Annotated in this window: 11 protein-coding genes and 1 pseudogene; 8 read left to right on the plus strand and 4 right to left on the minus strand. The window is 61.2% G+C overall.

The genetic code is table 11. The features are described 5' to 3' along the window. Window positions 1–32 precede the first annotated feature (32 nt). Complete coding sequence (locus tag BN1129_RS19925; RefSeq protein ID WP_042038885.1) at window positions 33–1,658, plus strand: ATPase RavA domain-containing protein; 1,626 nt, start codon at window positions 33–35, stop codon at window positions 1,656–1,658. Then, window positions 1,659–3,113 carry an ATPase RavA stimulator ViaA gene (gene viaA, locus BN1129_RS19930; protein ID WP_042038888.1) on the plus strand — a complete coding sequence of 485 codons (1,455 nt, stop codon included), beginning with the start codon at window positions 1,659–1,661 and terminating at the stop codon, window positions 3,111–3,113. A 92-nt stretch (window positions 3,114–3,205) separates the two neighbouring features. Here the strand turns inward: viaA and BN1129_RS22875 are convergent. Next, window positions 3,206–3,463: pseudogene (locus BN1129_RS22875) on the minus strand (hypothetical protein); the annotation flags it as partial. A 225-nt stretch (window positions 3,464–3,688) separates the two neighbouring features. On the opposite strand from BN1129_RS22875, the gene BN1129_RS23920 reads away from it, so the two are divergent. The 3 genes from BN1129_RS23920 to BN1129_RS19950 all read left to right on the plus strand — a co-directional run bounded on the left by BN1129_RS23920 (window position 3,689) and on the right by BN1129_RS19950 (window position 8,078). Then, window positions 3,689–5,569 (plus strand): GGDEF domain-containing protein, encoded by a 1,881-nt coding sequence (locus BN1129_RS23920; protein ID WP_042038892.1) that lies wholly within the window; start codon window positions 3,689–3,691, stop codon window positions 5,567–5,569. A 297-nt stretch (window positions 5,570–5,866) separates the two neighbouring features. Then, a complete protein-coding gene (gene prfC / locus BN1129_RS19945; RefSeq protein ID WP_157013489.1) occupies window positions 5,867–7,456 on the plus strand; it encodes a peptide chain release factor 3 in 1,590 nt (529 codons plus the stop codon). A gap of 178 nt (window positions 7,457–7,634) precedes the next feature. Further along, a complete protein-coding gene (locus BN1129_RS19950) occupies window positions 7,635–8,078 on the plus strand; it encodes a GNAT family N-acetyltransferase (protein ID WP_042038894.1) in 444 nt (147 codons plus the stop codon). A 47-nt stretch (window positions 8,079–8,125) separates the two neighbouring features. Here BN1129_RS19950 and BN1129_RS22880 read toward each other — a convergent pair whose 3' ends face one another. Then, window positions 8,126–9,037 (minus strand): bifunctional helix-turn-helix transcriptional regulator/GNAT family N-acetyltransferase, encoded by a 912-nt coding sequence (locus tag BN1129_RS22880; protein ID WP_084204710.1) that lies wholly within the window; start codon window positions 9,035–9,037, stop codon window positions 8,126–8,128. 141 nt (window positions 9,038–9,178) lie between these two features. Further along, window positions 9,179–10,216 (minus strand): alkene reductase, encoded by a 1,038-nt coding sequence (locus tag BN1129_RS19960; RefSeq protein WP_042038896.1) that lies wholly within the window; start codon window positions 10,214–10,216, stop codon window positions 9,179–9,181. 187 nt (window positions 10,217–10,403) lie between these two features. Between BN1129_RS19960 and BN1129_RS19965 the strand changes: the two genes are divergently transcribed. Beyond that, complete coding sequence (locus BN1129_RS19965; protein ID WP_042038898.1) at window positions 10,404–10,970, plus strand: TetR/AcrR family transcriptional regulator; 567 nt, start codon at window positions 10,404–10,406, stop codon at window positions 10,968–10,970. A gap of 203 nt (window positions 10,971–11,173) precedes the next feature. Here the strand turns inward: BN1129_RS19965 and BN1129_RS19970 are convergent, their stop codons facing one another. Then, window positions 11,174–12,127 (minus strand): LysR family transcriptional regulator, encoded by a 954-nt coding sequence (locus tag BN1129_RS19970; RefSeq protein ID WP_042038900.1) that lies wholly within the window; start codon window positions 12,125–12,127, stop codon window positions 11,174–11,176. Between the two features lie 202 nt (window positions 12,128–12,329). On the opposite strand from BN1129_RS19970, the gene aguA reads away from it, so the two are divergent. Continuing rightward, window positions 12,330–13,427, plus strand: coding sequence for an agmatine deiminase (gene aguA, locus BN1129_RS19975; protein ID WP_042038902.1), 1,098 nt, complete (start codon window positions 12,330–12,332; stop codon window positions 13,425–13,427). 123 nt (window positions 13,428–13,550) lie between these two features. Further along, on the plus strand, window positions 13,551–15,002 hold a 1,452-nt coding region (locus BN1129_RS19980; RefSeq protein WP_042038904.1), incomplete at its 3' end, for an amidase.

The raw sequence follows: 15,002 nt of genomic DNA on the forward strand, positions 1-15,002 counted from the left end.
TTCCAGACAACCCCAGTATCGGAAGTGCGCTTATGCCACCTTTAGCACAACAGAATCTTTGCCTTGCCCCCATTCATGAACGCTTGCCAGGCCTGCTGTCGGCACTCGGAGAAGGATTGTATGAGCGCCAGGATGCCCTGCGGCTCGGTCTGCTGGCTGCCCTCAGCGGCGAGAGTGTCTTCTTGCTGGGCCCACCCGGTATCGCCAAGAGCCTGATCGCACGCCGTCTCAAGCTGGCCTTCCACGAGGCGCGTCACTTCGAATACCTGATGACCCGCTTCAGTACGCCGGAGGAGGTGTTCGGCCCCCTCTCCATTCAGGCGCTGAAGGAAGATGGCAAGTATCTGCGCTTGACCACGGGCTACCTGCCGGAAGCCGAGGTGGTGTTCCTCGACGAGATCTGGAAGGCGGGCCCCGCCATCCTCAACACCCTGCTCACCGCCATCAACGAGCGACAGTTTCGCAACGGCGACAGCCAGCACCCCATCCCCATGCGGCTGCTGGTGACCGCCTCCAACGAGCTGCCGGCGCCGGACAGCGGGCTGGAAGCTCTCTACGATCGCATGCTGGTGCGCGTCTGGATGGACAGGGTGCAGGAGAAGGCCAACTTCCAGGCCATGTTGTCCAGTGATGGCGTCTCTCCCCGTCACCTCTCTCCCGCCCTGCAAGTCAGGAGTGAGGAGTATGAGTTGTGGCAACAGCAGATAGAGCAAGTGGTGCTGCCCGACGAGGTGTTCGAACTTGTCTATCAATTGCGGCTGCGGCTCGACAGCATGGGTGATGAGCCTTGCTACGTTTCGGATCGGCGCTGGAAAAAGGCGGTACGCCTGTGCAAGGCCAGTGCTTTCTTCCATGGCAGGCGGGAGGTGGCACCGCTGGATCTGCTGTTGCTGAAAGATTGTCTCTGGCATAACGCAGAGAGTCGTACCGCCTTGCTGACGCTGATGGAAGAGTTTGCCCGTCTGCACTGTTACCGGCAGCAGTCACTGATTGCCCGTCATATGGCCATTACCTCGGCCTTGCAGGCGTTGCAACAGCAAATAAGTGCCCGGTTGGCACTCAAGGCCGAGCCCCACAGGGGGATGCTGGGCAAGCGCAGCAAGGGGTGGCAATTGCCGCTGGATGAGGCCCGCAAGGAAGGGGCGCGTGGCTTGCAAATCCAGTTGCACCTGCTCACCCCTGCCCGGCTTAGCCCGGAGGAGCCGGATCTGCTGGTAGAGACACTGGAGTGTGACAAGGTGGTACTGGGTCACTGGCAGTTTGGTGGCGACAAGGTGCTCTTTCATCCCGCAGGCAGCAAGACAGGGTTGACCCTGGAGCTTGAGCTCGACAGCAGCCAACGTCTCAACCTGCTCGACAGCCAGCGTCATCCTATTCCTCTGGTGCTGGTGTGCCGTGAGCCTTTGCCCGGGCTGATAAGTGCTCCCTGGTACCAGACGCTGGCCACTCTGAGTGAACAACTGGTGGCCCTGCGCACCGAGTTGCGCCGTCAGCGTCATCGCTTTGATGACCACCAGCCTCACCATTTTCTCGGCTCGCATTGGCTGGTGACCATTGAGGAAGGCTTTTTCACCCAGGCCCGTGAACTTGACCAAACCGCCGATCTGCTGGCTCAGTGGCAACAGCGCTTGCCACTGTTGTGCGGGGAGCCGGGGTAAATGATCGAGATTGGCACCATGAGCGCCCTGCTGGCGCTCTCGGAAGGGGAGATGGTGACTGAAATGGTGGTTGCCCTGTTGGCGAGCACCCAGATCTCCCGTTTTATCCGGGTAGGCAAGGCACAGGGCCGTTCCCTGAAACAGCGGCTGCAGCGCTGGCGCCATCAGGTGAATGACACCATAGCCCATACCCCTGTGCCTTCGACGCTGGAGCAGGAATTTCTACTCTACCAGCACTTTATTTCCCTTTATCTCGCCCAGCTGGTGACCGAGTTGCCCACCCTGCTCAGTGCTCTGGAGCGGGGCAGCGATTTTGCCGATGAGGGGCGTCAGCTGGCTCATCAGTTGGTGGACCATCCCACTGAAGGGGCCAGGCGATTGCTGCTTGATCGGTGGCGAGCCAGTCTGGTGGGGGCCTTGCTGCGCTTGCAGCAGGAGCTGGCCGAGGCGGAGCGGCTCAGGTTGCAGCAGGAGTTGGAAGATCAGATTGGCGCCAGCGAGGAGTTGGAGCAAGTGCTGGATCCCCAGCGGCGCACGGCCGGTGGTTTGTGGAACCTGGCTCAGGGGCGCTGGCAGCCTGCTTCTCTGGTGCTGATCCGTCAATACGCCGCCATGCTGGGTAAAGAGCCCATGTTGCAGGAGATCGCCGACAGCATGGGGCGCAGTCTGCACGATAACGAGCAGTTGCAACGACCCCAGCCACCCCAGCCCACCCTGATCCAGGAGCCGGTGTTAAGTGACGATGTGCCCGATGATCTGGTCGGGATCCACCCGGCCAATGATCTGATGAGGATGCTGCCGAGTGAAGCCGTGATGCTGGGGGTTCCCGAACTGGAGCTGGAGTTTTACCGCCGCTATCTGGAGCGCCGCCTGCTCAGTTATCAGACCAGGGGCACCTTGCCGAGGCATCAGTTGCTGCCCCGTACCACGGCCCGGGGTGATCAGGCGTTGCAGCCCATGGGGCCAGTGATTGTCTGTATCGATACGTCCGGCTCCATGGGCGGTTACCCTGAGCAGTGCGCCAAGGCGCTGGCACTGGCGCTGTTGCAGCTTGCCCTGACCGAGCAGCGGCGCTGCTTTGTGATGCTCTTCTCCACCGATGTGGCGACCTTCGAGTTGACCAATGCCGATGGCCTCGATGAGGCGCAGCGTTTTCTGGCCATGACCTTCAATGGCGGCACGGATCTGCTGCCCTGCCTGAGCGCATCCCTGCACCAGTTACAGGCCCCCGGTTTCGAGCTGGCGGATGTACTGGTGATCTCCGACTTTATTGCTCAGCGCCTGCCTGCCTCGCTGGTGGAGCTGATGGACCGTCAGCGTGGCCGCGGCACCCGGTTCAATGCCGTTGCCATGTCACGCCACGCCAAGCCGGCGTTGCTGCGGGTGTTCGATAAAAGCTGGCTACTCGACTGCGGTCTGCGCGGTCGCCTGTTGCGCCGCTGGCAGCGTAGCTGAGACGCGCCGTGCTGGCAGACTGGCCAGCACTACCCCGACACACAAAAGGCCAAGCGCCAGCCACACCGGCGGCGTGACGGTTTCCCCCGCAGCCACGTCGTCATTCGCGCCGTCAAGGTGATGGGGCCGCAGCCCATTTGACCATGTTCAGATGCCGGGCTGATGGACGAGCCCCAGCGCCGGTTGAAGATGATGAGCTTGCCGGTGGGGACGTGATTCTGCCAGATGCACAGGCCTGTGCCATCCATGGCGGCATCCAGCTTCTCCCGCGCATCCTCGGCCAGCCGCTTCAGTCGCCCATTCTCCTGCAGCAGCTTGTCATAGGCAGCCTGCAGATCTTCGTGTGTCATGAGGGCACTCTTGCCGGTGATAAATGCCGCTTATAGTCGATGCTGGCTGTGGGCCTGTAAAGAGCGACAAAATGATATTGCTGTCCGTCTCTCGTCTTGCATGGGGCAGGTTTCTGACCCGGGTCGGGCTGTATCAACAGGTTTTGCTGGCGAGCCCCCCAAGGAGCGATATGATGAGTCAACGTTTGCGCCGCAATGAGCTTGTTTCTTCTCATGATTCATACAATGGCTTCACTTTGTCTGATACCGCTGCTCTTGCTCGCAGGGTGGATGACACCTGTGTGGGCGGCCCGGGGCCCTTTGCCTGAGCCTGCACTGGTCGGGGAGTTGAGCCAGTTGGAAAATGATGCGCTTCCCCCGCGCGTGTTCCGGCTGCGGGTAGCCGCGTTGGCCGCCCATCGGGACAGCTACTCACAACCGTTGCAGGGTCGTATCACCCGTTTGCAGTGCTGGGCGCGTGATGCCGAGCGCACCAGCGAATATGAGATGACCATTGCCTTCGCCAGTCAGCAACTGGCGGTGGCTCGTAGACAGGATGACAAACAGACGGAGGCCGGGCTCTTTATCTGTCGGGGCTTCAATCAGCAGATGCTGGGCAATATGACACAAGCCAAGGCAGATTATGATGCTGCTCTGCGACTGGCCGAGGCACTTGATGACCCCCGTCTGAAAAGCGATGCGCTCAGCTATCGGGGTGACATGTTTGCCTATCAGGGGGTGCTGTCGCAGGGGTTGATAGACCTGCTTGCCGCCTATGATGGTTATGTCTCGCTGGGGCAGGAGGGGTTGAGATTGAAGGTGCTGGCACAGATTGCCAACACCTATCGGCGCATGGGGATATACGTGCGTGCCCACGAGTATTTTGAAGAGGTGATGCAGGCTTATCAGCAGCGACACGATCAGAACAGCCTCATCGATGTGGGTACCCTACTGGCCATTCTTTATACCGATGAGGACCGTTATGCACAGGCCCTGCCTCTGCTCGAAGCGGCTGAACGTTATTACCGTCAGGAGCAACGGGAAATGGATCTGGCCTGGATCAGGGTCGAGTTGGCTTGGAGCCTGCTGAATCTAAACCGGATTGACGAGGCGCTGATCAAGTTGGAACAGGCCAAGCCCGTCCTCTATCGATATGAAGAAGATACGGATGAAGCTACGTTGGGGCTCTGGCAACTGGTGATGGGATTGACACTGGAGGCCAAAAAGGAGGGCGACCAGGCACTGCACTATCTGGCACGGGCTGAATCCATCTTCAGTCAGGAGCAGAACCAGCGCTTTCTTGCCTGGATCTATCAGGCCAGGGCCAGAATTCTTGAGCAGCAGGGCCAGGTGAATGGTGCATTGGCGGCGCTCCAGCAGTATGTGCGGGTAAAGAGCGAGCTGGATGATTTGCTTAACGAACAGCGTTCGGCCCAGATCCGCCTGGAGTTCGATCTGGCGCGCAAGGATCTGGAGAATCAGACCCTCAAGACCCGGCAGCTGCTTCAGGCCGAACAGTTAAAGCAGCTGCAGGAGCGGCGGCAATGGCAATATGCAGTGGTGATACTGTTACTGGTGATTATGGGCATGCTGGTGCTGTACCTTTTCAAGCGCTCTCGCAAGCTGCGTCAGCTCGCCATGACCGATGACCTCACCGGCATCCACAACCGCCGTCAGATCCAGGCCAAGGGCGAGGAGTGGTTCAGGCTGGCCAGAGACAATGGCAAGCCGCTCAGCGTGCTGCTCCTGGACATAGACCACTTCAAGCAGGTGAACGACAGGCTGGGCCACCACATGGGGGATCAGGTGCTGGCAGCCGTTGCCAGGTGCATCGCCGCCCAGCTGCGCCCCCTGGACAGGGTGGGGCGCAATGGTGGCGAGGAGTTTCTGGTTCTGTTGCCCGACATCTGCATGGCGGAAGCGGCCGAGGTCGCGGAGCGGATCCGCCATCGGGTCTCCCAGCTGCACATCGAGGGGATGCCACAGGCGCATCCGGTGCACGTCAGCATAGGCTGTGCCCAATACCACCCCCTCGACGACAGCCTGGGGGGGCTGCTCCAGCGAGCCGACGAGGCCATGTACAGGGCCAAACAGGCTGGCCGTAACCGGGTGATGCGGGCCGAGTAGGTCGCCCGGCACCCTTTGCGAACGGCCCTAAGCCGGGCTGGGTATTTTTCACTCGCGCGGGTATAATGTCGCGCAATTTTGCTTTGACTCAGGCGAGAAGACCCATGTAATGCAACCAGCCTCCCCTGTTCCACCCGGTTGACCTCGATGTCAGCCCGCGTGGCGTTAGTTGCTTGCAGTCCTGTGTATGCCGGCGGGCTCGATGCTGCATACATGCAAATGTGCCGTGAGTCGAATGCGGCATCCCGGATGTATTCCCACGGTGGCAAATGCCATCGCTCAATAGAAGAACGTTGAATTATGTCAGCTGAATTTCTGAGTGAAGTCTCCAAGAGACGCACTTTTGCGATCATCTCGCACCCGGATGCGGGTAAAACCACCATCACCGAAAAAGTCCTGCTGTTCGGACAGGCCATTCAGCGCGCCGGTACCGTCAAGGGCCGTGGCTCAGGCCAGCACGCCAAATCCGACTGGATGGAGATGGAGAAGCAGCGCGGTATCTCCATCACCACCTCAGTGATGCAGTTCCCCTACTCCAACTGCCTGGTCAACCTGCTCGATACCCCGGGTCACGAGGACTTCTCCGAAGATACCTACCGTACTCTCACCGCCGTGGATTGCTGCCTGATGGTCATTGACGCCGCCAAGGGTGTTGAAGACCGGACCCGCAAGCTGATGGAAGTGACCCGGCTGCGTGACACCCCGATCCTTACCTTCATGAACAAGATGGACCGCGAAGTACGCGACCCGATGGAAGTGATGGACGAGGTAGAACGCGAGCTGAAGATCATGTGCGCCCCCATTACCTGGCCGATCAGCTGTGGTAAATCCTTCAAGGGTGTCTATCACCTCTACAAGGACGAGACCTATCTGTATCAGACTGGTCAGGGCCACACTATTCAGGAGAAGCGGGTAGTCAAGGGGCTGCATAACCCCGAGCTGGACGCCGCCATCGGCGAAGACCTTGCCGCCCAGTTGCGTGGCGAACTGGAGCTGGTGCAGGGCGCCTCTCCCGAGTTCGATCACGAGGCCTTTATCGCCGGCGACATGACCCCGGTCTTCTTCGGTACTGCGCTCGGTAACTTCGGCGTCGACCACATGCTGGATGGACTGACCGACTGGGCCCCTGCACCTATGCCGCGCAAGGCCGAGAGCCGTCTGGTTGAGGCGACCGAGGAGAAATTCTCCGGCTTCGTGTTCAAGATCCAGGCAAACATGGATCCGAAACACCGCGACCGTATCGCCTTCATGCGCATAGTGTCAGGCACCTACGCCAAGGGCATGAAGATGCGCCATGTGCGTATCGGCAAGGATGTGAACATCTCCGATGCCGTGACCTTTATGGCCGGTGATCGCGAGCAGGCTGTTGAAGCCTGTGCCGGTGACATCATAGGTCTGCACAACCACGGCACCATCCAGATCGGTGACACCTTCACTCAGGGTGAAGATCTCAAGTTCACCGGTATCCCGAACTTCGCCCCCGAGCTGTTCCGCCGCATTCGCCTGCGCGATCCGCTCAAGCAGAAGCAGCTGCTCAAGGGGCTGGTTCAGCTCTCCGAAGAGGGGGCGGTGCAGGTGTTCCGTCCGCTCATCAGTAACGATCTGATCGTTGGCGCGGTCGGTGTGCTGCAGTTTGACGTGGTGGTGTCGCGTCTGAAGAGCGAGTACAACGTCGAAGCTATTTACGAAGCCGTCAACGTCTCCACCGCCCGCTGGGTGGAAGGGACGGACGTCAAGAAGTTCGAGGAGTTCAAGCGCAAGAACGAGCTGAACCTGGCGCTGGATGGCGGTGACAACCTCACCTACATAGCCCCGACCATGGTCAACCTGCGTCTGTCTCAGGAGCGTCACCCGGACGTTCACTTCCGCCAGACTCGCGAGCACTGATAACGGCCTGCTGGCCTGTCGGTTGACGATAAAAGAGACCCCGCTTCGGCGGGGTCTCTTTTTACATGGTCATCATTCCCTTCCTGATCACAATATCCCATTGTTTTTCCATACGAAACCAACATAGGATTTCTCTTCGTCATGAATATTTCGGAAAGAGCAGCAATAAGGACATAGCATGCACATTCTCCAAGCCACCCCTGCCAATCTTGAAGAAACCAGTCAGTTGTTTGATGCCTACCGCCAGTTTTATGGGCAGGATCCGGATCATGGTGCCGCGACCGGCTTCATTGCCGAGCGCCTCACCGCCGCCGATTCGGTCATCTTTCTTGCTCGCAATGAGATGGGGAAAAGCATCGGTTTTACCCAGCTTTATCCCGCATTCTCTTCCGTTGCAATGAAGCGGATGTGGTATCTCAACGATCTCTATGTTGTCGAGTCGGCCCGTCAGCAGGGAGTGGCGAGGGCCCTGCTAAAACGGGTAGCAAGCTTTGCCAAAGAGACAGATGCGCTGACCGTAAAGCTGGCCACGGGCATATCTAATCATCCCGCTAAATTACTCTATGAATCAGAGGGGTATCAAAAGATCACTGCCTTTGACCACTACGCCCAACGGGTTTAGGTGCTTCTCCCCTGGCGGGAGAAGGTCTAAGAAGGAGGCGACCGCCGCTACAGTGCCTTGGCCATACAGATCTCGCAATCCCCGTGGCCGGTGCGGCCGAGCGGCCCCGGCAGGTGCGCGAAGCCGAGGGATTCGTAGAGTGTGGTCGCCTCGCGCAATACCTCGGTGGTTTCCAGATAGCAGCGCTGGTAACCCAGGGTTCTCGCCTCGTCCAGTGCCTGCAACACCAGTCGCCGTCCCAGCCCCAGCCCGCGTAGGGAAGGCATGAAGTACATCTTCTGCAGTTCGCAGACCTGATCCTCTTCCCCCCCCAGCGGCGCGATACCGCCACCGCCCAGAATGGTGCCATCGGGCCCTTCGATCACCCAGTAGCGGCTCTTCTCCCCTTGGTAGGTCTCGTGCAGCCGATCGAGGTCAGGGTCGGCCACGCCATAGCCCTTGTCGGCGGTGAGGCCGTATTCGGCGGAGACGGCGCGCACCACGTTGGCGATATGGGGGTTGTCGGCGGCGGTGATGGGACGGATGCGGTAGCCCTGCTGACGGCGGGTGCGGGAGAGGGCGCTGCGGTAGAGGTGCAGGCCGGCCCACAGCTGCTCGCGTTCGCTCAGGGTGAGCTGGGCCAGGGTCTCTTCCATGGCGTTGTCCATCTCCTGGTGCAGGTCCCGCAGCTGGGCCTGGCCGGCGATAGTGAGGCGCGCCTCCTTGCTGCGTCCGTCAGAGGGGTGGGGGTGCCAGCTGATGAGCTCGCGCTCGGCGAGTCGCGCCAGCGGACGGCTGGCGTTGGATTTGTCGATGCGCAGCCGCTCTGCCAGCTGCTGGTTGGTGGCGGGGCCGCTCTCCAGCTCGATCAGCAGATGGGCTTCGAGCGGGGTCAACGCCAGCTCGCCGCACTGCTGGGAGAGCATGCCGAGTTCGCGCACCAGATCGCGCGACAGGGCGCGCAGGGGACGGGGATCCATATCAGGGTTTCCTATTTGGTTGTCATTGACAACTAAAATAACCAATTGGTTGTAATGCGCAACCTTTTTTTTGCACATAAAAAAGGGGCCCAAAAGGCCCCAAACAATGCGTTGGATAACCAGAATGCAGGGTTGGCCTGCTTACACCAGCTCTGCCAGCATGGCGTCGGCATAGGGGGTCAGTACCTCGCCCTTCTGCACTTTGGCGAGGTAGTCCGGGTTGGCGATCAGCGGGCGGCCGATGGCGACGAGATCGAAGCGGTTGGCCTTGATGGCATCCAGGGCAGTGTCGGCGTTGTAGTTGCCGACGCCCACCAGATGACCGTCGTAGTGGGCGCGCAGGTAGTCGGAGGCGTGACCATCCAGATAGTCGAAGGTGAGGCTGTCATCGAAGATGCCCAGGTGTACATAGGCCAGAGCACGCTGGTTCAGCTCGGCCAGCAGATAATCGAACACGGCGCGATCCCGCTGGTCACCCTCAAGGTGCACATAGGCACCGGGGGAGAGGCGCAGGCCCACCCGCTCGGATCCGATGCGGGCGTTGACCGCATCCACGACCTCCAGTGCGAAACGGCTCATCTTCTCCGGGCTGCCACCGTAATTGTCGGTGCGCAGGTTGGTGGTGTGATGCAGGAACTGGTCGATGAGGTAGCCGTTGGCGCCGTGGATCTCCACCCCATCGAAGCCCGCCTCGATGGCGTTGGCGGCGGCCTGGGCATAATCCTCGGCCAGCTGGCCTATCTCGGCCACTGTCAGGGAACGGGGCACCTGATACTCCAGCTCGCGCATGCGCGGTACTGTGCCCTTATGGGCGACGGCGGACGGTGCCAGCACCTCACCATGGTGGAAGAAGGGGTGGGAGAGGCGACCCACGTGCCACAGCTGGGCGAAGATCTTGCCGCCCTTGGCGTGCACGGCGCGGGTGACGTTTTTCCAGCCTGCGATCTGCTCCGGGCTGTAGATCCCAGGGGTATTGGGATAGCCCTGGCCGTCGGGACGAATGATGGTCGCTTCGGAGATGATGAGGCCGATATCGGCACGCCGGGCGTAATAGGCGGCCATCTGCTCGGTGGGCACCAGGCCCGGGCCTGCCATGCAACGGGTGAGGGGGGCCATCATGAAGCGATTTGCGAGCGTGAGGGTGTCGTTGAGGCGATAGGCTTGAAACAGGGTATTCATGAGCGTCGTCCTGAGGGAGTGATTCTTGAACGAGCATTCAAGACGTTTTTTGTTTTGTGTGCAAGTCTTTTTTGAACAAGCATTCAAGATGGGTTGGTCTTGCCTGCCCGCTGGGGTAAACTTGCCGCCCTTTTTGTTTCCCTCTCATCGGCTCTGCGCCGGTGATCGCTTGTTCAACGGAGAAACCATGCGCAGCGCCGAGTTCAACCGGGACGACGTCTTGCGAAATGCCATGGAGGCATTTCGGGCCAAGGGTTACGCCAAGACCACCATGCAGGAGCTGGTGGCGGCGACCGGGTTGCATCCGGGCAGCCTCTACGCGGCGTTTGGCAACAAACGCGGCCTGCTGCTGGCGGCGGTCGATCACTATGTGCAGGAAAAAAGCGCGCTGCGCCGTGGCTTCTTTGCCGGCCAGAGCCCGCTGGCGGGGATACAGGCCTACCTCAGCCAGATAGTGAACGATGCCCTGTGTGGCACCTGTCTGGTGACGCGCACCCTGATGGAGCTGGCGGAGCAGGACGAAGAGCTGCACCTGCGCCTCAAGGCTATCTATGCCGAGCTGGAGGCCGATCTGGCGCAGCTCCTGAATCTTGCCCGGCAGCGCGGGGAGTTGATGGCCGACCGCGACATCCCGACCCTGACCGCCTTCCTGCTGATCAACATTCAGGGCCTGGTCACTTTCGCCCAGTGCCGCCCCGACCGTGCCCTGCTCGATGGCGTCGTCACCCAGCTGATGACGGCCCTGCGGGCATAAGCCAGCCGCTGGGTTGTTTGCATCCTTCTCCCCTCGCGGGAGAAGGGGGGGGGATGAGGGGCGCTACCCTTCCCTTTGGCTTACCCGATCCCATCCGAGGGGGAGCCTGTCTATCTCGGGCTCACCAGCTCCTTCATCACATCTTTCAGCCACACCAGCACGGGCTGTTGGGCATGCCGATGGGGCTGCCAGACGCAGCAGTGTCACCTCGGCCCCACCAGCTCTTTCATCAAATCTTTGAGCCACACCAGTGCGGGCTGTTGCGCGTGAACGGGATGCCAGACGCAGTTGAGGTGGTAGTCGGGCACATCCGCAGGCAAGGGCAGGCTTTTGAGCGGCCAGTGGTTGGCGAGCAGATCGGCCACCATGCTGGGCAGCACCAGCAGGTGGTCGCTTTGGCTGACGATGGCGGCGGCGGACATATAACTCTGGCTGTTGACCGAGATGGTGCGGCCGTGGCCGAGGCCCTGCAAATAGCGGTCCAGGCTCGCCTCCGAGGTGCCAAGGGGCGAGTGGAACACATGGGGCATGGCGATAAGCTGCTGCAGAGTGATGCGCTCCAGCCACTGGGAGGGGTCATCCTCGGCCCCGGCGGGGGCCGACTTGGCAATCGGCAGATCGGCGCGCACCAGCCCGGCCAGCGGCTCGGTCAGCCAGGTCTCCTTGCCCAGATACCCCGGCACCTGCATGTATTCGTCAAAGCCCAGCACCAGATCGATTTCGCCGCTCGCCAGCTCCGCCTCCGGCAAGGTATCGCGCAGGATGCGGATCTCGATGGTGACCCCCGGCGCCAGCCCCTTGAGACGCTGAATGAGGGGCGGGATCAGCACGCACTCCACGTAATCCGTGGTGCAGAGCACGAAGCGCCGTTTGGACTGGATCGGTTCGAACACCTCCTCATCGGAGAGCTGCTGCTCCAGCAGTCGCAGTGCCTGCTGCACCCCCAGATGCAGCCGCTGGGCGCGCGGGGTGGGCAGCATCCCCTGCGGGGTACGCACCAGCAGCGGATCGCCGAAGAAGGTGCGCAGCCGACCGAGGGCGTGGCTCATGGCGGGCTGGCTGATAAAAAGTGTCTCGGCGGCGCGGGTGACGCTGCCTTGTGCCATCAGGGCGTCAAAGGCGAGCAGCAGATTGAGGTCGAGCTGGTGTAGTTTCATGGTGGGGTCATTGGCAGTGTTTATGGGACAATCCATCCTATTCATTTGATGGATGGGTGCGCAACTTCTTACACTGCGGGCCACGCTTATTTTTTCCAGGGGGCGCCCGTTCGGCACGCTGCCGGGGTGGGGCCCGCCCGTTTTCCCTCTTACCGGCCCTGTGAGGCGTGCATCGCCATCACAGGCCCGCAAGGATATTGCGATGAGCATCAAGACGATCAACTCCACCCCAGTTGCCGACGGCTTCACCATGCCCGCCGAGTGGGCGCACCAGCAGGCCGTCTGGATGATCTGGCCGTTTCGCCCTGACAACTGGCGTGAGGCCGGTCGCTTCGCGCAAGCCACCTTCGCCAAGGTGGCGGATGCCATCGGGCAAGCCACCCCGGTCTTTATGGGGGTGCCAGCGCAGTTTATGGCGCAGGCCCGCACCATCATGCCCGCCCACGTGACCCTGGTCGAAATGAACAGCGATGACTGCTGGGCCCGCGATACAGGCCCCACCATAGTCACCAACGCCGCAGGCGAGTGCCGTGGGGTGGATTGGGGCTTCAACGCCTGGGGCGGCCACAAGGGTGGTCTCTACTACCCCTGGGATCAGGACGAAAAAGTGGCGGCCCAGATGCTGGCCCAGCACGGCATGGCGCGTTACGACGCGCCGCTCATTCTGGAAGGGGGCTCCATCCACGTCGATGGCGAAGGCACCTGTCTGACCAGCGCCGAGTGCCTGCTCAACGAAAACCGCAACCCGCACCTGAGCAAAGTGCAGATCGAAGCCCACCTGCGCGACTATCTGGGCGTGAAGAGCTTTATCTGGCTGGACGAAGGCGTCTATATGGACGAAACCGACGGCCACATCGACAACATGTGCTGCTTCGTGCGTCCGGGTGAAGTGGCCCTGCACTGGACTGACGATGAGAACGATCCCCAGTACGCCCGTTCCGTGGCCGCCCTCAAGGTGCTGGAAGCAGCGGTCGATGCCAAGGGTCGCAAGCTGAAAGTGTGGAAGCTGCCCCAGCCGGGCCCGCTCTACTGCACCGAGGAAGAGTCCGCAGGCGTCGAGAGCGGCAGCGGTGTACCGCGCGAAGCAGAAGGTCGTCTGGCCGGTTCCTATGTGAACTTCCTCATCACCAATGATCACATCGTCTACCCGCTGCTGGATGCCGCCACCGATGGCGAAGCCCAGCGCATGCTGGAAGAGATCTTCCCCGAGCACACAGTGATCGGCGTACCGGCTCGCGAGATCCTGCTGGGCGGTGGCAATATCCACTGCATTACCCAGCAGATCCCTTCAGGTCAGTAAGCCAGCCGAAGTTAGTATTCAAAACCCCACACTGTGGGGTTTTATCTCTTGATGGTGTGATGGTCGCAGGCGCTGATGCGGCGATCATCATGACAAACAGTCACCCTTTTACAGGAGATCCAGATGATCGAAGTGACAGAGGTTTCCATTGCCGAGCTGCGCGGCGCGCTCGGATCAGGCCGCACCACAGCGGTCGAACTGGTCAAGGCCTATCTGGCCCGTATCGCCGCCTACAACGGCCCCGAGACACAAACCCGCCTCAATGCCGTCGTGGTACCCAATCCCGATGCGCTGAAAGAGGCGCAAGCGTCTGACGCCCGCCGCGCCCGTGGCGAGATCTTAAGCCCGCTCGACGGCATTCCCTACACCGCCAAAGACAGCTATCTGGTCAAGGGGCTGACCGCCGCCTCCGGCAGCCCGGCCTTCCAGGATCTGGTGGCCCAGCGCGATGCCTTTACCGTTGAGCGGCTGCGCGCCGCCGGTGCCATCTGCCTGGGCAAAACCAATATGCCGCCGATGGCCAATGGCGGCATGCAGCGCGGCGTCTATGGCCGTGCCGAGAGCCCCTACAACGCCGACTACCTGACCGCGCCGTTTGCCTCCGGCTCCTCCAACGGTGCCGGTACCGCCACCGCCGCCAGCTTCTCCGCCTTCGGTCTCGCCGAAGAGACCTGGTCGAGCGGCCGTGGCCCTGCTTCCAACAACGGTCTGTGTGCCTACACACCATCACGTGGCGTCATCTCGGTGCGCGGCAACTGGCCGCTGACCCCGACCATGGATGTGGTGGTGCCTTATGCCCGCACCATGAATGATCTGCTGGAAGTGCTGGATGTAGTGGTGGCGGATGATACTGAGACCCGTGGCGATCTGTGGCGCATGCAGCCCTGGGTGCAGATCCCTAAGGCCTCAGAAGTGCGTCCGGCGTCTTATCTGGATCTGGCCGCCAAGCCCGATGCCCTCAAGGGCAAACGCCTCGGCGTGCCGCGCATGTTTATCAACAAGGATGAACTGGCCGGCACCAGCGACAACCCCGGCATCGGCGGCCCGACCGGTCAGCGCATCCATACCCGCCCGACCGTGATCGCCCTGTGGGAACAGGCCCGTCAGGCGCTGGAAGCCGCTGGCGCCATCGTCGTCGAAGTGGACTTCCCGCTGGTCTCCAACTGCGAAGGGGACAGACCCGGCACGCCGACTGTGTTCAATCGCGGCATCGTGAGCCCTGAGTTTCTCAACGACGAGCTGTGGGAGCTCTCCGGCTGGGCGTTTGACGACTTCCTGCGCGCCAACGGCGATCCCAAGCTTAAGCAATTGGCCGATGTGGATGGCCCCCAGATCTTCCCCCACGATCCGGGCACCTTGCCGAACCGCGAGGGCGATCTGGCGGCGGGCATGGACGAGTACGTCAATATGGCCAAGCGCGGCATCAAGCGCTTTGACGAGATTGCCTCTGTGCCGGACGGCCTGCGCGCTCTGGAAAAGACCCGCAAGCGGGATCTGGAAGAGTGGATGGACGAGCTCAAGCTCGACGCTGTGCTGTTTCCCACCGTCGCCGACGTCGGCCCGGCGGATGCCGAT

Origin of the sequence: Aeromonas popoffii, assembly GCF_000820025.1 — a bacterium.
Lineage (GTDB): Bacteria > Pseudomonadota > Gammaproteobacteria > Enterobacterales > Aeromonadaceae > Aeromonas > Aeromonas popoffii.